The sequence below is a fragment of the Meridianimarinicoccus zhengii genome (genome assembly GCF_003254465.1).
GTDB lineage: Bacteria > Pseudomonadota > Alphaproteobacteria > Rhodobacterales > Rhodobacteraceae > Meridianimarinicoccus > Meridianimarinicoccus zhengii.
In genome coordinates this window covers 16,011-36,375 of the sequence record NZ_QDFI01000001.1, presented here as the reverse complement: position 1 = coordinate 36,375, position 20,365 = coordinate 16,011, and the positions used below count along the sequence as shown (strand labels likewise).

At 68.4% G+C, this 20,365-nt stretch carries 18 protein-coding genes; 7 read left to right on the top strand and 11 right to left on the bottom strand.

Annotation, left to right across the window (positions count from 1 at the left end; all coding sequences use genetic code 11):
• Positions 1-273 precede the first annotated feature (273 nt).
• From DDE13_RS00180 to dnaQ, 4 genes are read left to right on the top strand one after another with little or no spacing between them, the layout of a single operon-like run.
• Entirely contained in the window at positions 274-873 is a 600-nt protein-coding gene (locus DDE13_RS00180) for a Maf family protein (protein ID WP_111400720.1), read from the top strand.
• Complete coding sequence (locus DDE13_RS00175) at positions 870-1,703, top strand: shikimate dehydrogenase (protein ID WP_111400719.1); 834 nt, start codon at positions 870-872, stop codon at positions 1,701-1,703. The genes DDE13_RS00180 and DDE13_RS00175 overlap by 4 nt, the downstream gene beginning before the upstream one ends.
• Positions 1,700-2,293: a dephospho-CoA kinase gene (gene coaE, locus DDE13_RS00170; protein ID WP_111400718.1), complete on the top strand. Its 594-nt coding sequence runs from the start codon at positions 1,700-1,702 to the stop codon at positions 2,291-2,293. The genes DDE13_RS00175 and coaE overlap by 4 nt, the downstream gene beginning before the upstream one ends.
• On the top strand, positions 2,286-2,990 hold the full coding sequence (gene dnaQ, locus DDE13_RS00165; RefSeq protein ID WP_111400717.1) for a DNA polymerase III subunit epsilon: 705 nt from the start codon (positions 2,286-2,288) through the stop codon (positions 2,988-2,990). The genes coaE and dnaQ overlap by 8 nt, the downstream gene beginning before the upstream one ends.
• A gap of 10 nt (positions 2,991-3,000) precedes the next feature.
• On the opposite strand, the gene secB is transcribed toward dnaQ, so the two are convergent.
• Complete coding sequence (gene secB / locus DDE13_RS00160) at positions 3,001-3,510, bottom strand: protein-export chaperone SecB (RefSeq protein ID WP_111400716.1); 510 nt, start codon at positions 3,508-3,510, stop codon at positions 3,001-3,003.
• Positions 3,511-3,589: 79 nt separating this feature from the next.
• Positions 3,590-4,084, bottom strand: coding sequence for an FxsA family protein (locus DDE13_RS00155; RefSeq protein ID WP_111400715.1), 495 nt, complete (start codon positions 4,082-4,084; stop codon positions 3,590-3,592).
• Between the two features lie 105 nt (positions 4,085-4,189).
• Between DDE13_RS00155 and DDE13_RS00150 the strand changes: the two genes are divergently transcribed.
• The 3 genes from DDE13_RS00150 to hslU all read left to right on the top strand — a co-directional run bounded on the left by DDE13_RS00150 (position 4,190) and on the right by hslU (position 6,873).
• Entirely contained in the window at positions 4,190-4,858 is a 669-nt protein-coding gene (locus DDE13_RS00150) for a Tim44/TimA family putative adaptor protein (protein WP_111400714.1), read from the top strand.
• Positions 4,859-4,879: 21 nt separating this feature from the next.
• A complete protein-coding gene (locus DDE13_RS00145; protein WP_111400713.1) occupies positions 4,880-5,506 on the top strand; it encodes a Smr/MutS family protein in 627 nt (208 codons plus the stop codon).
• A 62-nt stretch (positions 5,507-5,568) separates the two neighbouring features.
• Positions 5,569-6,873, top strand: coding sequence for an ATP-dependent protease ATPase subunit HslU (hslU, locus tag DDE13_RS00140; RefSeq protein ID WP_111400712.1), 1,305 nt, complete (start codon positions 5,569-5,571; stop codon positions 6,871-6,873).
• Positions 6,874-7,109: 236 nt separating this feature from the next.
• Here hslU and hslV read toward each other — a convergent pair whose 3' ends face one another.
• The 9 genes from hslV to tsaE all read right to left on the bottom strand — a co-directional run bounded on the left by hslV (position 7,110) and on the right by tsaE (position 20,358).
• Complete coding sequence (hslV, locus tag DDE13_RS00135; RefSeq protein WP_111400711.1) at positions 7,110-7,670, bottom strand: ATP-dependent protease subunit HslV; 561 nt, start codon at positions 7,668-7,670, stop codon at positions 7,110-7,112.
• A 67-nt stretch (positions 7,671-7,737) separates the two neighbouring features.
• Complete coding sequence (locus tag DDE13_RS00130; protein WP_111400710.1) at positions 7,738-8,352, bottom strand: response regulator transcription factor; 615 nt, start codon at positions 8,350-8,352, stop codon at positions 7,738-7,740.
• An 86-nt stretch (positions 8,353-8,438) separates the two neighbouring features.
• Positions 8,439-11,072 carry a hybrid sensor histidine kinase/response regulator gene (locus DDE13_RS00125; RefSeq protein ID WP_111400709.1) on the bottom strand — a complete coding sequence of 878 codons (2,634 nt, stop codon included), beginning with the start codon at positions 11,070-11,072 and terminating at the stop codon, positions 8,439-8,441.
• Between the two features lie 273 nt (positions 11,073-11,345).
• Positions 11,346-11,666, bottom strand: coding sequence for a thioredoxin (gene trxA, locus DDE13_RS00120; protein ID WP_111400708.1), 321 nt, complete (start codon positions 11,664-11,666; stop codon positions 11,346-11,348).
• A 58-nt stretch (positions 11,667-11,724) separates the two neighbouring features.
• Entirely contained in the window at positions 11,725-15,153 is a 3,429-nt protein-coding gene (gene addA / locus DDE13_RS00115) for a double-strand break repair helicase AddA (protein WP_111400707.1), read from the bottom strand.
• Complete coding sequence (addB, locus tag DDE13_RS00110; RefSeq protein ID WP_111400706.1) at positions 15,150-18,110, bottom strand: double-strand break repair protein AddB; 2,961 nt, start codon at positions 18,108-18,110, stop codon at positions 15,150-15,152. Before addB ends, addA begins: the two co-directional genes overlap by 4 nt.
• A complete protein-coding gene (locus tag DDE13_RS00105; RefSeq protein WP_235868517.1) occupies positions 18,107-18,820 on the bottom strand; it encodes a nucleotidyltransferase family protein in 714 nt (237 codons plus the stop codon). The genes addB and DDE13_RS00105 overlap by 4 nt, the downstream gene beginning before the upstream one ends.
• A complete protein-coding gene (locus tag DDE13_RS00100; protein ID WP_111400705.1) occupies positions 18,810-19,808 on the bottom strand; it encodes an aminoglycoside phosphotransferase family protein in 999 nt (332 codons plus the stop codon). The genes DDE13_RS00105 and DDE13_RS00100 overlap by 11 nt, the downstream gene beginning before the upstream one ends.
• Positions 19,801-20,358 (bottom strand): tRNA (adenosine(37)-N6)-threonylcarbamoyltransferase complex ATPase subunit type 1 TsaE, encoded by a 558-nt coding sequence (gene tsaE / locus DDE13_RS00095; protein WP_394340271.1) that lies wholly within the window; start codon positions 20,356-20,358, stop codon positions 19,801-19,803. The genes DDE13_RS00100 and tsaE overlap by 8 nt, the downstream gene beginning before the upstream one ends.
• Between the last annotated feature and the right edge of the window lie 7 nt (positions 20,359-20,365).

Here is a 20,365-nt window from a genome sequence, read left to right as displayed (position 1 = left end):
TTCGATTGTGGTCATATACACATTGCCGGTTTAAAGTAAATAAATATCAGGTACTTGCGGCACATATCTCAATGTCAGCCTGTGGATAAGTATGGGGACGATGGTTGTGCCTTCGGTCCGTCCACACCCTGCGATGGCCCGTCATGCACTGTGGATGGAGTCCCGGATGACAGCGCGGCGTTGCCACGTCGGTCCGGGTGTGGAGGTTTCCCGGCATTTCATGCACACAGTCGGGGATCGTTTTCGGCAGAGTCGCGCACAGGGTTTTCCCCAATGACACCTCACCTTGTCCTTGCCTCTGGGTCCGCCATACGCCGCCAGCTTCTGGAAAATGCCGGACTTGTGGTCGAGGTGTCGCCAGCCCGCATCGACGAGGATGCGATCAAGGCGGCACTGCTGGCCGAGGGCGCTCCGCCGCGCGACATTGCCGACACCCTTGCCGAAGCCAAGGCGCGCAAGGTGAGCCCCCGTCATCCTGGCGCGCTCGTTCTCGGCTGTGATCAGGTGCTGGCCCATGATGGCGCATGCCTGTCAAAGCCAGAGAGCCCTGACGAGGCACGCACGCAATTGGCACGGCTGCGCGGCAGCCAGCACCGGCTCCTGTCGGCGGCTGTCATCTACAGGGACGGAGAACCGCTCTGGCGGCATGTCGGGACCGTGCGGCTGACCATGCGCGATGCGACTGACAGTTATCTCGACGGTTATGTCGCGCGAAACTGGAACAGCATCCGCCACAGCGTCGGCGCCTACAAGGTGGAGGAAGAAGGCGTGCGCCTGTTCACTCGGATCGATGGCGACTACTTCACGGTCCTCGGGCTGCCGCTTCTCGAACTGCTGGCCTACCTCACGTTGCGCGGAGATATCGACGGATGACACACCCAATCCCCCTGGCCGGAGTCATCGGACATCCCATCGCCCACAGCCGGTCCCCGCGCCTGCATGGCTTCTGGCTGTCGCGGCTCGGGTTGCCGGGTCACTACGTGCCGCTTGATGTGGCGCCCGGCGATTTGGCCATGGTGCTGGCCGCCCTGCCCCGTGCCGGGTTCCTTGGCGTGAATGTCACCACCCCCCATAAGGAGGCGGCGCTGGCCCTCGCTCACAGCGCAACGGAACGGGCGCAACGGATCGGCGCCGCCAATACCCTGACCTTCCGCGCCGATGGCGGGTTCGAAGCAGATTGCACCGATGGTGAAGGCTTCATCGCCAACCTTCGGCAGGAACGGCCTGACTGGCGCGCTGATACAGGGCCCGTGGCCGTCTACGGGGCGGGCGGTGCCGCGCGAGCGGTGCTGGATGCCCTGATCGCCGCCGGTGCGACCGAGATCCGGCTCGCCAACCGGACGCGGGCGCGCGCCGACGCCCTGCGCGACGCGTTCGGCCCGGCGATACACGTCGTGGATTGGGCGGATGCCGGCGCCATTGCCGACGGCGCCGCGACGCTGGTGAACACCACGTCGCTGGGCATGTCCGGTCAGCCCCCATTCGATGTGCCGCTCGCAGGCATGGCATCGGGCGCGCTGGCGACCGATGTCGTCTATGCCCCGCTCGACACGCCGTTCCTGCAGGCAGCGCGGGCTGCCGGGGCCGGTACGGTCGATGGGCTCGGGATGCTTCTGCACCAGGCGGCGCCCGGATTCGCCCATTGGTTCGGACAGTTGCCGGTGGTCGATGCCGAAACCCGCGCGCGTGTTCTGGCGGCATGAGCCGACCTTTCCGCCTTGGCCTGACCGGATCCATCGGCATGGGTAAATCAACGACGGCGCGGATGTTCGCGGATCGCGGCTGCGCCGTGTGGGATGCCGACGCCGCGGTGCATCGCCTTTACGGTCCCGGCGGCACCGCCGTGGTACCGATCGCGGCCCTTTGCCCCGATGCAACCAGCCCGGACGGTATCGACCGCGCGGCGCTGAAGGCATGGATCGCCCGCGACACGACCGCGCTGTCCCGGCTGGAATCCATCGTGCACCCGCTCGTTGCGCAGGATCGCGCGGACTGGGCCGCCCGCCAGGACGCCGAAATCGTCGTGTTCGACATCCCGCTCCTGTTCGAAACCGGCGCCGACGCGGACATGGATGCAACCGTTGTCGTCAGTGCGCCGGAAGCCCTGCAACGACAGCGCGTTCTTGCGCGTCCGGGCATGACAGCAACCGATCTGGACCGTATCCTTGCGCGACAGATGCCAGATGCCGACAAGCGCGCCCGCGCCAACCATATAATCGACACCACCTCCCCGGAGACCGCGCGCCGCGATGTGGACCGGGTGATAGAAGTAATCGGGTCAGACCATGCGTGAACTCGTCCTCGATACCGAAACCACCGGGCTCGACCCGTTCGACGGCCACAGGATCGTGGAAATCGGCGCCGTGGAACTGGTCAATCACATGCCGACCGGGCGGACCTGGCACCAGTATATCAATCCCCAGCGCGACATGCCGCAGGGCGCGTTCGACGTGCATGGGCTCAGCAGCGAATTCCTTGCCGACAAGCCGCTGTTCCGCGACATCGCCGCCGATTTCATCGCCTTTTGCGAAGATGCGAAGCTGGTGATCCACAATGCCACGTTCGACATGAAATTCCTGAACGCGGAATTGTCATGGGCGGGGTTCGCGGCTCTGCCCAATGATTGCGCGGTCGACACGCTGGCCATCGCGCGGCAGCGCTTCCCCGGATCGCCCGCGTCGCTCGATGCGCTCTGCCGGCGGTTCGGCATCGACAACAGTACACGCACCAAGCATGGCGCGCTTCTGGATAGCGAAATCCTGGCCGAGGTGTACCTGGAACTGATCGGGGGGCGGCAGCCGGGGCTCGTGCTGCAATCCACCAGCCCGCGCAGTACCGCGGCGGGTCAGGTGGCCGAAGACTGGCGCCCGCGCCCGCGCCCCGCGCCGTTGCCCTCCAGAGTGACGGACAGCGAAAAGGCCGCGCATGCGGCCTTTGTCGAGGAACTGGGACCGGATTCGGTCTGGCGCCGGTTCGATCCCGGCGCCTGACCGGCTGCGATCAGCTTGCGGTGGGCTGGGGCGCTGCGGACTCGCGCTGCCGCCGCTCGATCTCGTTGCGATAGATCGACATGAAATCGACTGTGTCGAGATTGAGCGCGGGGAACCCGCCATCGCGCGTCAAGTCCGACACGATGCGCCGCACGAAGGGGAACAGCATCCGCGGGCATTCGATCATCAGGAACGGATGCAACTGCTGTTCGGGGACGCCCTCGATCAGGAAGACGCCGCCATAATCCAGTTCCATCGCGAACAGGACATCGCCGCTGTCCTTGTTCTTCGACGTGATCGTGAACTTGGTCAGAACCTCGTACTGGTTCTCCGTGCTGCGCTTCTTCGCGTCCAGCCCGACCTGCACCTGCACGTCAGGTTTCACGTCGCCGCCCGAACCCTTCTGGGCAAGGATGTTCTCGAAGGACAGGTCGCGGATGTATTGCGCCAGTACCTGCATCTTGACTTGCGGCTGCTGCGGTTGCTGCGGCTGCGCTGCACCGTTGGGAGTGTCGGCCATGGGTCGCTCCATCGTTTCTGTTGGCGGCGTGCTAGCAGATCGCCCCCCGGCTCACAAGTTGCGGCGGACCGCTCAGGGGTCAGTCGCGGGTCCAGCCGGATGGCGCATCGCCGCGTCGCGGCGGGATGCTGTCGGGGTCGATTTCGTGGAATTCGCCGTCGATCACGCCAGGGCCGCGCGGCCGGTTCCGGAACTCCGGTTCCGCCTCGCCCGTGCGCACGCGGTGCACCTCCACCCGCCGGAGTATTTCGGCAATCACGCGTTCGCGGACGGCCGGAACCAGGAGCGCGAAGCCGATCGCGTCGGTGAAGAACCCCGGTGTCAGCAGCAAGACCCCCGAGACGAGGATCATGGCGCCATGGGCCAGTGGACCCGTCGGATTATCCAGCCGATCGATGGACCGCTGGATGTTTCCCAGCGCCGAAATACCCTGCGACCGCACCAGCGCGGTGCCTGCGATGGCTGTCAGAACCACGATCAGCAGCGTCGGCCACAGGCCCAGAAGCCCGCCGACCTGAATGAAAAGCGCGATCTCGATCAGCGGAATACCGATGAAAGCCGCAAGAAGCCACATGATGTCTCACATTCCTCTTTCTTCTGTCCGGTGGACTTGGCCGACCGCCTCTCCTACATAAGGAGAACAAGTGCAAACCGCCATCCCAACCCCCGAGAGGCCGAAATGAGCTCTGCCGTGATCCAGCTACTGGTGCTCGCCGGTGTCGCCATCTTCCTGATCCTGCGGCTCAAGAGCGTTCTGGGCACGCGGGAAGGTTTCGAAAAGCCGCCGGTGCCGCTGTCGGGCAAGTCCGATATGCGCGACACGAACCGCCCCGAATTCGAGGTGATCGAAGGCGGGCCGGACCACGACATCATCGACAACGTGCCGGAAGGCAGCGATGCCGCGCACGCGCTGGCCGCGATGAAACGGGTCGATGACGAATTCAACGTCACGCAGTTCCTGCAAGGCGCGCGTGGTGCCTACGAGATGATCCTCATGGGCTTCAAGTCGGGCGACCTGTCCGAGGTCGAAGGCTTCATCGCGCCGGATGTGCTGGAGAGCCTGAACGAGGCGATCGCGGAACGCGAGCACCAGGCGCTGACCATCGACGCGACATTCGTCGGCATCCGCGAATTGAAGCTCGTCGAGGCCAAGTTCGACCAGGCATCGGGCGACGCCGAGATGACGGTGCGCTTCGTGGGCGAATTGACATCGGTCGTGAAGAACCCCGCCGGCGAGATCGTCGAGGGCAACCCGAACGAGATCGTGCGCCAGCGCGACACGTGGACCTTTGCCCGCGACATGCGCGCGGACGACCCGAACTGGCAACTCGTCGCCACGGGCGATTGATCCGCTGCGCGCCCCGATGCCATGCAGCGCCGTCGCCGCAAGACACCGGGGCAGACCCCAGAGGATCGTGCGCTATGGGCGCGTGTGACCGAAACGGTCAAGCCGCTGCACGAGTCAGGCGTGTCAGAAGCCGCGCTGATGTCGGGCGACGGCGGGCAGGAACATCACGACCGCGCGCCCGAACCCAAACCGCCGACAGCCCAGCGTGTTGACAGTTTCCGGATCGGCAGCCGCGTGCCGGCGCCGCCCCCCGTGGTGGATCGCGCCCCCGATCCGTCCCGCGCGCTCGAAGCGGCAGCGCCGCGCGTCGATGGCCGCACCCACGCCCGCCTGCGCCGCGGCAAGCTGCGGCCCGAGGCGCGGATCGACCTGCACGGCATGACACTTGCCGAGGCGCACCCTGCCCTGAACCGGTTCCTGGTCGCGGCCCATGACGGCGGCAAGCGGCTGGTGCTGGTCATTACCGGCAAGGGAAAGGATCGTGACGATGGCGGCATCATGCCCGTCCGCCGCGGCATCCTGCGCCACCAGGTCCCGCACTGGCTCCAGACCCCGCCGCTGCGGTCGATTGTCCTGCAGATCACGCCCGCGCATTTCCGCCATGGCGGCGACGGCGCGTATTACGTCTATCTCCGCCGCGCGCGATAGCGGCGCTTGCATCCCGTGCGGCGGTGCTTACGTTCCGCGGACACAGGACAGAAGGCAAACCCATGACCACCCTCACCCCGCGCGAGATCGTTTCCGAACTGGACCGCTTCATCATCGGGCAGGCCGATGCGAAGCGCGCCGTGGCGGTGGCCCTGCGCAGCCGCTGGCGGCGGCGACAACTGGCGGACGACCTGCGCGACGAGGTATATCCCAAGAACATCCTGATGATCGGCCCCACCGGTGTCGGCAAGACGGAAATCAGCCGCCGGCTCGCCCGGCTCGCACGTGCGCCGTTCGTCAAGGTCGAAGCCACCAAGTTCACCGAGGTCGGATATGTGGGGCGCGACGTTGAACAGATCATCCGTGATCTGGTGGAGGTCGCCATCACCGACACCCGCGCCCAGATGCGCGAGGACGTGAAGGCCCGCGCACAGGCCAATGCGGAGGATCGCGTGATTTCCGCCATCGCCGGGACAGACGCCCGCGAAGGCACGCGGGAACGGTTCCGCGAAAAGCTGCGCGCCGGTGAACTTGACGGTCACGAGATCGAGATCGAGGTTCAGGATACCTCCAACCCGATGCCGATGATGGACATCCCCGGACAGCCGGGCGGCGCGGGGATGCTCAATATCGGGGACCTGTTCGGCAAGGCGTTCGGCGGGCGCAAGGTCAAGAAGCGTCTGACCGTTGCCGACAGCTATCACGTCCTGATCGACGAAGAGGCCGACAAGCTGCTGGACGACGAGACCGTGACCCGCACCGCGCTGGAGGCCGTGCAGGAAAACGGGATCGTCTTCATCGACGAGATCGACAAGGTTTGCGCCCGTTCCGATGCCCGCGGCGCCGATGTCAGCCGTGAAGGGGTGCAGCGCGACCTTCTGCCACTGATCGAAGGTACGACCGTCAGCACGAAACACGGCGCGGTCAAGACGGATCACATCCTGTTCATCGCGTCCGGCGCTTTCCATATCGCGAAACCGTCGGACCTGCTGCCGGAACTTCAGGGCCGCCTGCCCATCCGGGTGGAGTTGCGCGCGCTGACCGAGGACGATTTCGTCCGCATCCTCACCGAAACCGACAACGCGCTGACGCGGCAGTATTCCGCGCTCATGGCGACGGAAGACGTCAGCGTGACCTTCACCGAAGACGGTATCCGCGGGCTGGCCAGCATCGCCGCGGAGGTCAATCGCAGCGTCGAGAACATCGGCGCCCGGCGGCTTTATACAGTGTTGGAGCGCGTGTTCGAGGAACTCAGCTATACCGCGCCCGATCGCGCCGGCGACACGGTGACCGTCGATCGCGCCTTCGTGGATACGCATCTGGGCGCGCTGGCTCAATCCGCCGATATCAGCCGCTACGTCCTGTAGCGGCGCATCCGGCCTGCGGCGCGCTTTCCGCACCGCAGGCACCAAGCGCGGTCAGTCCTTGCCGGGATACCCGGTGACGAAGGCGAAGATCGCCCCGCCCGTCATGATCACCAGAAGGATCAGTGCGCCGCCTGCCATCATGTCCATGTCGGTACCTCCCGTATCGCTGCGGCGGTCCTTCGCGCCGCCGCCGCAAAGCTAGTTCCTGGCCGACCATCTGCCAAGCGTCCGGCCGTTCAGCCGCCGATGGTTTCCACGGTCAGGTTGCCGTTGGTGTAGACGCAGATATCCGCCGCGATGGCCATGGCCTTGCGCGCGACATCCTCGGCGGACAGCTCCGCGTTCTCCATGAGCCCCCGTGCCGCCGCGAGCGCGAAATTGCCCCCCGATCCGATGGCGGTCACGTCGTGTTCCGGTTCCAGCACGTCGCCCGCGCCGGTGATGACGAACATGTCCGTCCCGTCGGTGACGATCAGCATCGCCTCGAGCTTCTGAAGATACTTGTCCGTGCGCCAGTCCTTTGCCAGTTCCACGCAGGCACGGGCCAACTGTCCCGGCGTCGCCTCGAGCTTGGCTTCCAACCTTTCCAGCAGCGCAAAGGCATCGGCTGTCGATCCGGCGAAACCCGCCACCACGTCCGATCCGCCGGGGCTGAGCCTGCGCACCTTGCGGGCCGTGCCCTTGATGACCGTCTGACCAAGGCTCACCTGCCCGTCGCCCGCCACCACCACGCGCCCGCCGCGGCGCACGCCGATGATGGTCGTGCCGTGCCAGCCGGGAAAATCACTGTCTGCCATGAAGCCTCCGTTCCGTGCTGCCGGATATATGGCGGTCCGCGGGCCGCGGCTCAACCGCCCCTTCGCGTCAGAACAGCCCGGCTTCCTTGGCGATCATCGCCGCATGGGTACGGTTCTTGGCTTCCAGCTTGGTGCAGAGCGTCTTGACATGCAGCTTGATCGTGACTTCCTGGAGGTCCAGTTCGCGGGCGATTTCCTTGTTTGCCAGCCCGCGGCACAGCCCGCCCAGCACCTCCATCTCGCGCTTGGACAGCTTCGCGGCGATGGGATTGACCTCGGAAACATCTTCGGTGGTCAGGAACTTGACCGGGACATAGGTCTCGCCCGCCGCCATGAAGCGGATCGCGTTCACCAGCGATTTCGCGGGCAGTGTCTTGGGCAGGAACCCGATGGCCCCGGAATCAAGCGCTTCCTGCGCGACCGCGCGCGGGGCCGTGCCCGACATGATCGCCACCGGCTTGCCGTCATTGACCGCCAGCGCGCGACGCAGACCGTCAAGCCCGTTCATCCCCGGCATGGTATAGTCGAGCAGCACGAGGTCATAAGCCCCGTTCTTGCCCACCAAGGTAAGCGCCTCGTCCAGATCCTCGGCGGTTTCGACGTTGATGCCGCCCTCGGCCTCGAGGAACGCGGCCAGCGTGTCGCGTACAAGGTCGTGGTCGTCGGCGATGAGAATTTTCATGCTGGGCCTCCGGAAGATTTTCCCGCTCCGGCAGAGTAGTTTGCCGGAAGGTCCGGCCACAACATGTATATTGCGTCCGCCGTGGATCAGGGGGCCGCGGAATTGGGCGGGGCTTCGGCGGCTGCCCGAAGGACGGGACGAGTTTCCGCCCAGATCGTGCCCAGTTCGTGCAGGCGCACGGGCACTTCGGCACCGTGTCCGGTCTTGCCCATGCCGTCGAACTCGCGCAGCCGCGCATAAAGCCGGGCTGCCCCGAACATCGCCGCGGATCCTGCGAGCTTGTGCACGGCGGCCAGTGCTTCGTCGGTTTCCCCGGGGCGGCCCGTGGTCAGATCGGCGATGGCCCGGTCCGCTTCGTCGATGAAGCGGCCAAGAAGCACGTCCGCACGCGCGCGCCCGATCTCGGATCGCAGCGTGTCGAGTTGTGCGCGGTCCAGCGCCATCTCGTCCTGTGCCGGGTCGTCCGGCGCATGCGGGGCGGGGCTTGCCGGAGATGTGGGGCGTGTCTGTGCGTCCGCCTCCGTAGGTACGGGCTGCGCCGTCTCCGGCGGCGGTCGCATTTCGCCGGCGATCACCAGCGCGCGGTCCAGTGATCGGCGCGAGATCGGCTTGGTGATCGTCTCGTTCATGCCAGCGTCGCGGAAGATCGACACCTCGTGCAGCAGCGCGTTCGCCGTCAGCGCCACGATGGGCGTGTCGCTGCACGGCCCGCCGCCGGTCCGGATGCGCCGCGTGGCTTCGACCCCGTCCATGCGGGGCATGCTGATATCCATCAGGATCAGGTCGAAGCGCCGCGTCTCGGCGGCGTCGACACCCGCGCGGCCATCCGGCGCCTCGGTGACCATGTGGCCTGCGGCCTGCAGCATTTCCCGCACGACCAGCCTGTTGATCTCGTTGTCCTCGACCACAAGCACATCGAGAGCGTTCCGGGCCGCGCCGTCCGAAGGCAACGTGCTCGCCCCGATGCCTGTCCCCGCATGCGCCGGCAGGGGAACCCGGATCCAGAACAGGCTGCCTTCGCCCGGTTCGCTTTCCAGCCCGATATCGCCGCCCATCTGGCGCACCAGCCGCTGCACCACACCAAGCCCCAGCCCGGTCCCAGACTGCGCGCGATCATAGCCGGTGTCGAGCGTGGTGAAATCGTCGAAGATGCGCGCCTGGTCGTCTGGGGCGATGCCGATGCCGGTATCCGCGATACAGAACTCCACCACATCGCCCGCACCAAGCCGGTCCGCGGAAATGTCCACGCTGCCATCGCGCGTGAACTTCACCGAGTTGCCCACGAGGTTCGTCAGCACCCGGCGCAGGGCAATGGGGTCGCCGATCACGCGCGCGTCGTCCGGCACACTCACACTGAGTGTCGTACCGTTCGCGGCGGCCTGCGTCTGAAGCTCGGCCACCACCTCCTTTACGATCGTACCGAAATCGATGGGCCGGCCCGCGCCCACCGCGCTGTCCGAATCCATCTTCGAGATGTCCAGAACATCATCGACATGGCCCAGAAGCACCTTGCCGGATGTCTCGATCACCGAAACATACCGCGCCTGCTTGTCGTCCAGTGCCGTGTCCTGAAGCAATTCCACCGTGGCGAGGATACCGTTGAGCGGCGTGCGCATCTCATGGCTCATCACGGTCAGCAGGCGTTGCTTGGCCCGTTCACCCGCCAGCGCCGCGTCGCGGGCCGCGCGCAATTCACGTTCGGCATGGGTGCGCGTGGTGATGTCACGCAGGAAGTACACGGTCATGTCCGCGCCATCCGCATCGCGGGAAGTCGTCACCGCGGCTTCCAGCGGAAAGCTCTCGCCCGTCATGCGGGTCGCGGTCAACGTCACGAAGGTGTCGCCTTCGGTCTGGGATGTGCCCGTCTGTGCATTGGCACCGGACGGCGCGGGCAGCCCGTGGGGAAGCAGCGTGTCGCGGACGGGCCGGCCGATCTGTTCATCCCGCGCGCAGCCGAACATGCGCTCCGCCGCGTGGTTGAAATTCTGGACGCTGCCGGCGGCATCGGTGATCACCACGGCGTCGAACGCGTTCTCGACCACGGCGGCCATGCGTGCCGCACTCCGTTCCGCCGCGACCGCGTTCTGCCGCGCCGTCCGGTAGAGCGTCCACATATGGGTGACGACCGCCAGAAGCAGCCCCAGGAGCGCCACCGTCAGAAGCCCCAGCCGCCGCAACGTGCCCGCCGCACTTATACGCCCGCCATCCATGCGGCCCGCGGCGTGATCCGTGCCGCGCGCCACGATCTGCCGGATGTCGTCCGTGCTGGCGGTCAGGTCCGTGCGCAGGTCCGGCAAGGCGCGCAAGAGCGTGTCGTCCGGCCCGTCCATCACGGGCATGGCCGCGTCGATCGTCCGCGATACAGCGTCCAGCGGCGTGGAAAATGCCGGATCGGCGCGCAGGTCTGCAAAGGTTCGCCCGGTGCGCAGCGGTGCGAGGTTGCTGTGGAACGCGTCGAAGCGATCGCGCAGATCGCCGAGGTCGCTGCCGGTCTCGGCGGTATCCAGCGTGCGCAACAACACAAGATGGTCGATCTCGAGCTGCGTGAACTGCCGTTCGAGCGGGTTCGACGTCGCTGTGGTGAGCGTTTCAAGCTTGTCGTTGATGTCGTCGATGATGATGGCGATGAACCCGAAGACAAGCGCCGCGATGCCAAGCGCGACCAGCGACTGCACGGTCGAGGATCGGGGCCTGTCCGGCGCGGTCTGTCTCCCGTTCATGGTGCCGTGGCCCCGTCATGGGGCTGCGCGGTCCCGACCAATTGCCGATGGTGGTCCGGACTGGTCCGGGGCGTGTCACGGATCATGGGCGACTCTCGTTGCGCGGGATACGGGAAGAAGCCTAACGCCCGTCAGCGCGCCACCCAAGGTTCACCGACGTGCGGTCGCGCGGAAAAAGCATACCAACGCTATACTTTCGTATGGCGCCGCGTCCCGCAACGCAAAAGACCCCGCGCTGCGCGCGGGGCCTGATGTCGCCGTTGGCTTTCCGGCTCAGATCGCGCCTTCGATCCAGCTTTGCAGCGCGGCCTTGGGGGCGGCACCGGTCTTGTTCGACACGACCTCGCCGTCCTTGTAGATGAAGAGCGCCGGAATGCCGCGGATATGCAGCGATTGCGCGGTCTTCATGTTCTCGTCCACGTTGACCTTCACGACCTTGATGCGGCCTTCCATCTCGGTGGCGATCTCTTCCAGCGCCGGGCCGATCTGGCGGCAGGGGCCGCACCATTCTGCCCAGAAATCCACCACGACCGGGATGTCGGATTGCTTCACTTCGGTGTCGAACGTGTCGTCTGTGACGGCCTGCGTTGCCATGGTGTCCTCCTTGGCGACTTTGCGGATCGTTGCAAGGTATGAACGCGCCCCGGTATCGTCAAGCAGCGCCCGGTCCGGCGGCCGCCCGGCGCAAGGCCGCCATGACGAGATCGCGGGGCAGGGGCATCAGCCGTGGGCCCCGGGTCCACAGCAGCGACACGTCTACCGACCGGCCGGGATAGAGATACTCAAGCGCCGCGGCATAGGCCCCCATCTGGCGCAGCAATCCCTCGGGCACCGTGTCGGGCCGGTCCGGTATCGTGGCGTTCGACTTGAAATCGACGGCATGCACTCGGTCGGTCGTGACGACCAGCCGGTCGATCACACCCGTCAGCCGGTGATGGGGCGTGGGCAGCAGGCCGGGCAGGGGGCAGGACAGCGCCACCTCAGCAAGGCTGCCGGGTCCAAAGATCGCCCGCAGCGCCGGATCGGTCAGCACGGCGATGGCCTCCTCCACCAGATCCGCGGCGGTGTCCGCGTCGGGCGGGTCCTCGGCCATGCCCAGCAGGTCGGGCGCGATGGCGGTCCATGACGCTGCGGGCCACGCGGGCAGATGTTCCAGCAGCAGGTGCAGATGGGTGCCGCGGGTCTTCGCGGTGTCTTCGTCCAGCCCCGCGTCGCCCGGCAGCGCCTTGGCCCCGCCAAGCGCGCTTGCCGCGATGGGGCCGTGTCTCGCCGGGTCGGGCGCGGGGTGATCGCCAATCCAGCCGGGCAGGGCGACCTGCGCCACGCTATCCACAGCCGCGGGCTGTGCCACCGGCCCGTGCCAGTCGCCATGGGTCAGCCGCAGCCCCGGCCCACAGGGCGTGTCGAACGCCCCGGCCCCCAGCCGCGCCAACCCGTCGGACACAAGATCATGCCAGCCGGGCGCCTTGTCGGGCCGTTTCCCGTTTGCCGCGCAGACCCAGAGCCAGCTTTCCGCCCGCGTCATGGCGACATAGAGCAGCCGAAGCGCTTCGTCCCGCTGGCGTGCGATGGCCGCATCCCGTGCGTCGGACAGGATGTCCGGCGTGTCCGCGGCGGCGGGGGTCCAGACCGCGTGGCCTGCATCATCGGTCAGGATGGCCGGAGGACGCGGGGCCTGACCGGGGCGCGCGCAGTCGGGCAGGATCACCAGCGGCGCCTCTAGCCCCTTGGCGCCATGCACCGTCATCACGCGCAACTGCCGTCCCGCGCCCTCGACCTGCCGCTTGATGTCGATTGTGTCGTTCCGCATCCATTCAAGGAACCCGGTCAGGCTCGGGATGTTGCCTCGCTCGAAGGACAGCGCCTCGGCCAACAGGGCGTCGACGGCTTCCTCGCATTCCGTGCCCAGCCGCGCGATCAGCCGCTCCCGGCCCCTGTGGCGGATCAGGATGCGTTCCAGCAGGTCATAGGGGCGCCGGAACTCCGCCTCGTTCAGAAGGTCGGACAGCATGTCATGGGTCGGCGTGCCCCGGTGCCCGTCACGCAGCGCCGCCCAAAGCGTGCCGTTGCGCGGCTGGGCAAGGCGGTACAGGTCATCCTCCGACCACCCGAACAGCGGCGACCGGAGTGCTGCGGCCAGCGACAGGTCGTCTTCGGGCAGCGCAAGGAAAGCCAGCAGCGCCATCAGGTCCTGCACGCCGAGATCGCGGCTCAGCCGCAGCCGGTCCGCCCCGGCGATATCCAGCCCTGCCGCCTTGCAGGCGCGAATGATCTCCCGGTAGATCGCGCCGCGCTTGCGCACGAGGATAAGGACATGGCCTTCGTGCAGCGGCACGCGGTTGCCCGCGCCGTCCGGCACCGTCTCGCCCGCGTCGATCAGGCGGCGCAGTTCCCCCGCGATGGCGTCGGCCAGCCTTGCGGGCGGGGCCTGCGGGCTGAGCCTGTCCACCGGGTCGGACCATGGCGTGTCGTCGTCGGCGTCGTCTTCGGGGTCGATGGCAGGCCACAGGTCCACACGCCCCGGCAGGTCGGCCTTGAAGGCGCTGTGCCTCGCCGCGTCGCCCACCGCTGCCGCCAGATCGGGGCCGTCGAAGGTCGCGTCCACCGCGCGCAAGATCGCGGGCGACGAGCGGAAGGAATATTCCAGCGTCGTCTTCTGCAGTCCCGGTCCGCCTGCGGCCAGCGCCGCGTCGAACCGGTCGCGCAGCCGGTCGAACCCCGCCGGATCTGCACCCTGGAAGGAATAGATTGACTGCTTCTTGTCACCGACCACAAAGATCGTCCGGGCCACCCCGTCCCGAGCACCCGTCCCGGCGGCCAGTTCCTGCGCCAGATGGCCGATGACGTCCCATTGCGGCGGCGACGTGTCTTGCGCCTCGTCCACGAGGATATGGTCGATCTTGCCATCGAGCTTGAAGAGCACCCAGTCCGCTGCAGCCTTCTCGGTCAGAAGCGCACGGGCGCGCAGGATCAGGTCGTCGAAATCCAGCACGCCGCGCGCCGTCTTCTGTGCCGCAACGGCGGGCAGCAGCACCGCGGCGAAGCGGTGCAGCGCCGCAGTGCGCCGGGCCGATGCCAGCGCCAGCCGCGACTGCCGCGCATCCGCCACGCGCTGCATCAGGTCGTCGAGTGCATCGGTGACGACATCGCCCAGCCTGGTGCGGGTCGGCTTGGTCGGGAACGCGCCGATCTTGGGCGAGAACGGGGCCTTGCCGCCCTGGGTCAGCAGAACGCTTTCGAGCACGCGCAGCCCGTCCGCCGTCTCGATACGCCCGACGATGGCTTGCAGTCTGACCGCCGCCTTCTCGTCGTTGCCACCCTTCGCCAGCAGCGCGGGCAGCATCCCGGCGATCAGTGCCTCTTCACCGCCCGCGAAGACCTCGGCCAGCAGGGCCGCGTCGTCGTACCCTGCGGGCAGACCGTGCACGGCAAGGCAGGCATCGAGGTCAAGCGGCGTCTCGAAATCCGCCCGCCGGGACAGGATCGTGCGCGTCAGATCGCCCAGGTTGTCGTCGGACAGGTACCGCGCCACCCCGTCCAGCGCCGGGCCGTCCGGCCCGTCCGCCAGCAGTTCCAGCGCCGCCTCGGCCAGTGCCTGCCCCGACCGGTCGTCGAGTTCCGTAAAGCCGGGCGACACCCCGGCCTCCAGCGGGAACTGGCGCAGGAGCGCGGCGCAGAACGCGTGGATCGTCTGGATCTTCAGCCCGCCCGGCGTCTCGATCGCCTGCGCGAAAAGCCGCCGCGCGCCGTTCAGCGCCGCGCCGTCCAGCGAGCCGGTCACGCCCAGATCGGCCAGCGCGTCGCGCAGGTCGCTGTCGTCGGTCATGGCCCAGCCGCCCAGCCGCGCGAACAGCCGGTTCTGCATCTCGGACGCCGCGGCCTTGGTATAGGTCAGGCACAGCACGTTCTGCGGCGGCGTGCCCGCCAGCAGAAGCCGCGCCACCCGGTCGGTCAGCACGCGGGTCTTGCCGGACCCCGCATTGGCGCCCAGCCACGTGGACCGCGCCGGATCCGCGGCTTCGATCTGGCGTAGGGTGGCGTCGTCCCGTGCGGGGCGCAGGTGGCGGTCGCGGACGGTCATCGCCCCACGTCCTCGCGCGTGGGCGGCACGCTCAGGTCCCATTCGCCGGACCGCGCGAGATGGTCGTAATCCCCCGCCGTGTCCATGAACTGCAGGGCCTTTTGCGCGGTATAGCCCCGCGCCGGATCGTCGTAGTGGCGGATCAGCCGGGCCAGACGTGCGCGGGCTTCGGCGGGCGGCAGCTTGTCCAGGGGTGCCTCCACCGTGGCGGGTGTGTTGCCCAGCCCCAGATAAGCCGCGCGCAGGACGGGCGCGGGCGGAATGTCGTCGAACCCTTCGGCTTCGGCGATCATCGCCAGCAGCAGGAGTTGGGCGTTGAACTGCTCCTGTGCCTTCACGCTGGGCGGGGTGCCGGTCTTGTAGTCGTAGATCACCAGGCGGCCATCTTCGGTCACGTCCACCCGATCGGCCCGGCCGGTCAGCCTGAAGTCCACCTCGGACAGGTGCAGCGCGCCCTTCTGTTCGTATCCTTCCGGATGTGCAAGCGCGTGGCGCGCCTCCTCCTCGGCCATGAAGATCGCGGCCACACGGGTCAGCCGTCCCTGCCACAGCCGCCGCGCCACGGGCCAGGGCACGTCACGGTCCAGCACCTCCCGCGCTGTGTCGAGCAGCCGGTCCACCCGGTCGGCGGGCGGCAGGGCGGCGAATTCGGGGATGAAGCGTTCCATGACCTCATGCAGGACGCTGCCCCGGTCGCGCGGGTCCGGGTCGCGGTGCAGCGGGTCGAGCGGGCGCAGCTTGAGGATGCGCTTGGCGTAAATCTCGTACGGATCGCGGATCAGCCGTTCGATGTCCGTCACGGGCAGTTCGCGCGGGCGATGGTCCACGGGCGGACGTGGCGACGGGCGCCGGGCGGGCGGTACCGTGGCGGCGGGCCGATCCATCGCCTGCGCCAGCCGCACCCATTCCGTGCCACGGTCGCGCATGGCCGACAATGCGCCGGGCCCGCCCTGCGCCGGCAGGCCGTCCATCAGGTTCACAAGCCGGTTGAGCCAGCGCGACGGCACGGTCTGCGCATCCGCATCGCGCCGCGCACGCGACAGCACCACCTGCGGGGCGGCGATGGCCTGCTGAAAATCATGGGCCGCCAGCCCGATCCGCCGTTCCGGCATCAGAAGCCCCGCCTGCGCCCGCATCCGCCGGTTCAGCCACGGGTCTGGCGCGGGCAGTTCCGGCCATGTCCCGTCGTTCAGCGCCCCGAGGATCACCAGATCCGCCCCCTGCACACGTGCCTCCAGCGTGCCCCAGATCATCACGCGTTCGTCCGGCACCACGGCGTCGCGGACCTCTTCACCGAGCACGCTGTCGAGCACGGCGCGGAACGCCGGCGGTGCCATGTCGGCGGCGGCGTCCGCTTCGTCCAAAAGCTGGTCGAGCGCGCGGCGGGCCTTGCGCCCGTCCGGGTCTGTCCAGACACGCATCGTGGCGTGACAGCCATCCGACCCGACCGCAAGCCCCGACACCCGTTCGATCAGCTGACCGACCCGGTCGGCGAGCGGGCGGGCGCTGTCGTCCTCCAACCCGGTGCAGTGTTCCGCCACCCACTCGGCCCACGGTCGCGGGTCCGGCACATGTGGCCGTTTCGCGTGATACCCCGTGGCCCAGGCGTTCAGCGATGCAGCATCGGGGAAGGGCGGGCCGAAGCGACGGAGCGACACCTCCAGCTCGCGCAGCCACAGCAGATGCTGGTTGCGCCCGTCCGCGTCGTGCACCAGCGGATGCTTGAGCAGCGTCACCAGCGCCTCGGCGGTCAGCCGTTCGCCCATCAGCCCGGCGACATGGCGGACGAGCCGCCCGGCCGCGGTCTGGCGCAGCGGTTCCCCCGCGCTGTCGTCGGGCACGATCCCCCAGCGGTCGAGCTGCGCCTCGACCCGCCGGGTCAGCATCCGGTCCGGGGTGATGAGTGCCGCGCGCTGCCCGTCTTCCAATGCAGCACGCAGGCGCAGCGCGATGGCGAGCGCCTCCATCCGCGGGTCGGGCGCCTCGATCAGGCTGACCCCGCCGGTGGCCCTGAGCAGGCATCCCAGCCCGGGTCCGTCGCGCCGCCAGCCATCCGTCACCGGCGCGGGCCGCAGCGCCAGCGACACGAGCGCGTTGCGCGCAGGGTTGGGCGGGGCCATCGCCACCCAGTCGGGGATCGCCGCGGGATCGGTGCCCAGGGCCTGTGCCAGTGCAGCGAAGCGGTATTGCGGATGGTCCTCCTGCGGCGCTGGGTCGGTCAGCCCCGCCCAGATGGCAGCGGGCATGTGGCGATCCACGCCGGGCAGCACCACCGCGCCGCAGGGCAGCCCTGCCACCGCCGCCATCAGCCGCGCCGTGGTGCCCCGCGACCCGGTCGATCCGGCGACGATCACCGGGCCCGCGGGCGGGGCATCGGCCCAGCGGTCGATGAGCAACTCCACCATGCGCCGCTGTCGGGCTTCGGGGTCCGTGGGGGAGGACGGATCCGTATTCAGGAATGTGCCGACCAGCGACAGGAATTTCTGACTGCGCGCCCAGTGGCCGGACTGGTCGTCCACATTCAATGTGGCGATGGCATCAAGCCCCACGCCCTCGCCCTGCATCTCGTCCATCAGCGCAGCCAGCGAGGTGGCAAGGTCGAACGCCGCGTCATGGGGGGCGATGTCCGGTTCGGCCCGGATCAGTGCCTCCACCAGCCGCGCCAGTTCGAGGCGGCGGCGCAGGGTCGGGACGGCGGGGGGCAGGTCGGCGGCGCCCGCGCGGCCGATATCCGTCACCAGCCGCAGGCGCGGCAGCAGCACGGGCGGGCCATCGGCGAACAGCATCTCGATCCGGCGGGCCATGCGGCGCGTGTTCACATACACGGTCGCGCGCGCCAGCGACTCGGGCGGATGCCCCGCGAAACGCGCGCGCAGGCCGGCCACGAGGGCCGCGGGAAAATCCACGCCCGGCGCCACGGCATATAGCCCGCGCATCTGCGGCGGCGCATCCGTCATGGCAGGGGTGCGGGCGGGTGGTTCAGCATCGCTTCCGCGGCGTGTATCCCTTCCGGGTGACCCACGTCGCACCAGCCGCCCTTGTGCACCGCCCCGAACAGGCGGCCATCGGCGGCAATGCGGTCCCACAGGCGATTGAGCGAAAACGCGGTCTGGCGGATACTGCCCAGCCCCGCGGGATCGACGATCTGTGCGCCGGTATAGACAAGATCGCCGCCACGCTCGATGCGTCCGTCCGGGGCCAGCGCGAAATCGCCGCCGCCATCGTGGCCATGCGCCCGGTCGGCGGGCACGAGTAGCAGAAGCGAACCCATGCGTGCCGGAGCCCAAGCCTTGCGCAGGGCGATCAACGGATTCGGCCCCGTCCAGACCGCATCGGTGTTCAGCGTGAAGACAGGCCCCGGCCCCAGCAGCGGCAGCGCTGCCCGCAGGCCGCCCCCGGTATCGAGGATGTCGGGGCGCTCCACCGACAGCGCCGCGTTGGTCCCGGCCAGGTGCGCCGCGATCTGGTCGGCCTTGTAATGGGCGTTGACGACCCGTGTCGTCACCCCGGCGCCGTCCACCAATGCCAGCGCGTGGTCCAGCAGCGCGCGCCCGCCCACCGGGATCAATGGCTTGGGCCGGTCGGCGGTCAGCGCGCCCATCCGGGTGCCGAACCCCGCGGCGAACAGCATCACGGCGACGGGGTCGCGGGGCGGATCAACGGGCATGGGCGGTGATATCCATCTGCAGGGCGGTATCGGGCGGCGGCAGGGCGTCGGTCACGATGCGGCGCAGCGCGCCGAGGTCGGGATGGGCGAGGTCGCCCATCAGGTGTCCCCAGACCCGCGGCAGCAGCGACAGGTACCGCGGCTTGCCATGGGCGCGGGCCAGCCGCACGAACACGCCGAGGATGCGCAGGTTGCGCTGGGCGCCAAGCACGGCCAGCGAGCGGTCCAGCGCGGCGCGGTCGGTGTCCGTTTCATCCGCGAACCGGTCGACCAGCCGGTCGCGCAGGCCGGGGGCGAGATCGCGGCGGGCGTCTTCCAGCAGCGACACGAGATCATAGGCCGGGTGCCCCGCGAAGGCGTCCTGGAAATCCAGCACGCCCACGTGGCCAGCCCCTTCGGCATCGGGCAGCCAGATCAGGTTCTCGGCATGGTAATCGCGGTGGACAAGGACCGGTACGCCGTCCGCAAGGCCGGCGAGCAACGGTGCCAACGCGCCGGATATCGTGCGGGCCAGCGCGGGCTGCGGCGTGCCGCCTCCAGCGTACCAGTCCGCGGCGGGCGCGGTCATCACCGCCAGTGTCGCGGTATCGGGTGCGGACAGATCGGGCGGGGCTGGGTGCCGGTGCAGCATGGCCAGCAGGTCCACCGCCGCATCGTAAAGCACCGGTTCCATGGATGAATCGGCGTCGATCACGCGGGCGAAGACCGCATCGCCCAGGTCTTCGAGCAGCGCCAGCCCTTCGTCGGGCCTTGATGCAAGGATCGCGGGCACGCGGATGCCGCGGTCGGCCAGGGCCTTCGCCACTGCCACGAACCGCGCGGTGCTGTCGTCAGGCGAAGGCGGGGCGATCATCAGCACGGCGCGCGCGCCGTCGCCCCGTTTCAGCCGCAGGTAACGCCTGTCAGACGCGTCGCCCGCCAGCGGCGTGGCCTGCGCGTCGCCCCAGCCTGCCGCCGACAGGAATTCGCGCTGCGCCACTTCAGTCATGGGCAACGGTCGCGCGGTCGCGGATCGGGGCCAGCCGGTCGGCCCAGCCGCCGCCCATGGCGTGCAGACGCGCGATCCGGTCGTCGGGTCCGCTGCCCGGATCGAGCCGCAGGTGCAGCGCGCGGCCCGGCAGGTCGGACCCCAGCCGGTCGGGCCATTCGATCAGGCACAGCGCCGAGTCGAACGCGTCTTCCAGACCCAGCTCGAGCACCTCGTCGGCATGGGTCAGGCGATAGAGATCGCTGTGCCATATCTCGATCTCGTCCGCATCATAGGTCTGGACGAGCGTGAATGTGGGCGAGGGAATATCCTCGGCCCGGCCCGCGGCGGCCAGCCTTGTGGCGATGAGGGCGCGGGCGAAATGGCTTTTCCCGGCGCCGATGCCGCCCCACAGCGCGATAACGTCGCCCGCCCGGCACAGGGGCGCGATCGACGCGGCCAGTGCCGCGGTCGCGTCGGGGCCATGGAGCGGCAGAACAAGATCGAAGGGCGCAGGCATGGCGCGACTATGGTGTGTCGCCGTGTGCGGGGCAAGCGGGGGCAGCGCCATCGCCTTC

Bases quoted from the DNA above. Each gene is read 5' to 3' on its own strand.
- DDE13_RS00180 (WP_111400720.1), top strand. From the start codon at position 274: ATGACACCTCACCTTGTCCTTGCCTCTGGGTCCGCCATACGCCGCCAG.
- DDE13_RS00175 (WP_111400719.1), top strand. From the start codon at position 870: ATGACACACCCAATCCCCCTGGCCGGAGTCATCGGACATCCCATCGCC.
- coaE (WP_111400718.1), top strand. From the start codon at position 1,700: ATGAGCCGACCTTTCCGCCTTGGCCTGACCGGATCCATCGGCATGGGT.
- dnaQ (WP_111400717.1), top strand. From the start codon at position 2,286: ATGCGTGAACTCGTCCTCGATACCGAAACCACCGGGCTCGACCCGTTC.
- secB (WP_111400716.1), bottom strand. From the start codon at position 3,510: ATGGCCGACACTCCCAACGGTGCAGCGCAGCCGCAGCAACCGCAGCAG.
- DDE13_RS00155 (WP_111400715.1), bottom strand. From the start codon at position 4,084: ATGTGGCTTCTTGCGGCTTTCATCGGTATTCCGCTGATCGAGATCGCG.
- DDE13_RS00150 (WP_111400714.1), top strand. From the start codon at position 4,190: ATGAGCTCTGCCGTGATCCAGCTACTGGTGCTCGCCGGTGTCGCCATC.
- DDE13_RS00145 (WP_111400713.1), top strand. From the start codon at position 4,880: ATGCAGCGCCGTCGCCGCAAGACACCGGGGCAGACCCCAGAGGATCGT.
- hslU (WP_111400712.1), top strand. From the start codon at position 5,569: ATGACCACCCTCACCCCGCGCGAGATCGTTTCCGAACTGGACCGCTTC.
- hslV (WP_111400711.1), bottom strand. From the start codon at position 7,670: ATGGCAGACAGTGATTTTCCCGGCTGGCACGGCACGACCATCATCGGC.
- DDE13_RS00130 (WP_111400710.1), bottom strand. From the start codon at position 8,352: ATGAAAATTCTCATCGCCGACGACCACGACCTTGTACGCGACACGCTG.
- DDE13_RS00125 (WP_111400709.1), bottom strand. From the start codon at position 11,072: ATGAACGGGAGACAGACCGCGCCGGACAGGCCCCGATCCTCGACCGTG.
- trxA (WP_111400708.1), bottom strand. From the start codon at position 11,666: ATGGCAACGCAGGCCGTCACAGACGACACGTTCGACACCGAAGTGAAG.
- addA (WP_111400707.1), bottom strand. From the start codon at position 15,153: ATGACCGTCCGCGACCGCCACCTGCGCCCCGCACGGGACGACGCCACC.
- addB (WP_111400706.1), bottom strand. From the start codon at position 18,110: ATGACGGATGCGCCGCCGCAGATGCGCGGGCTATATGCCGTGGCGCCG.
- DDE13_RS00105 (WP_235868517.1), bottom strand. From the start codon at position 18,820: ATGCCCGTTGATCCGCCCCGCGACCCCGTCGCCGTGATGCTGTTCGCC.
- DDE13_RS00100 (WP_111400705.1), bottom strand. From the start codon at position 19,808: ATGACTGAAGTGGCGCAGCGCGAATTCCTGTCGGCGGCAGGCTGGGGC.
- tsaE (WP_394340271.1), bottom strand. From the start codon at position 20,358: ATGGCGCTGCCCCCGCTTGCCCCGCACACGGCGACACACCATAGTCGC.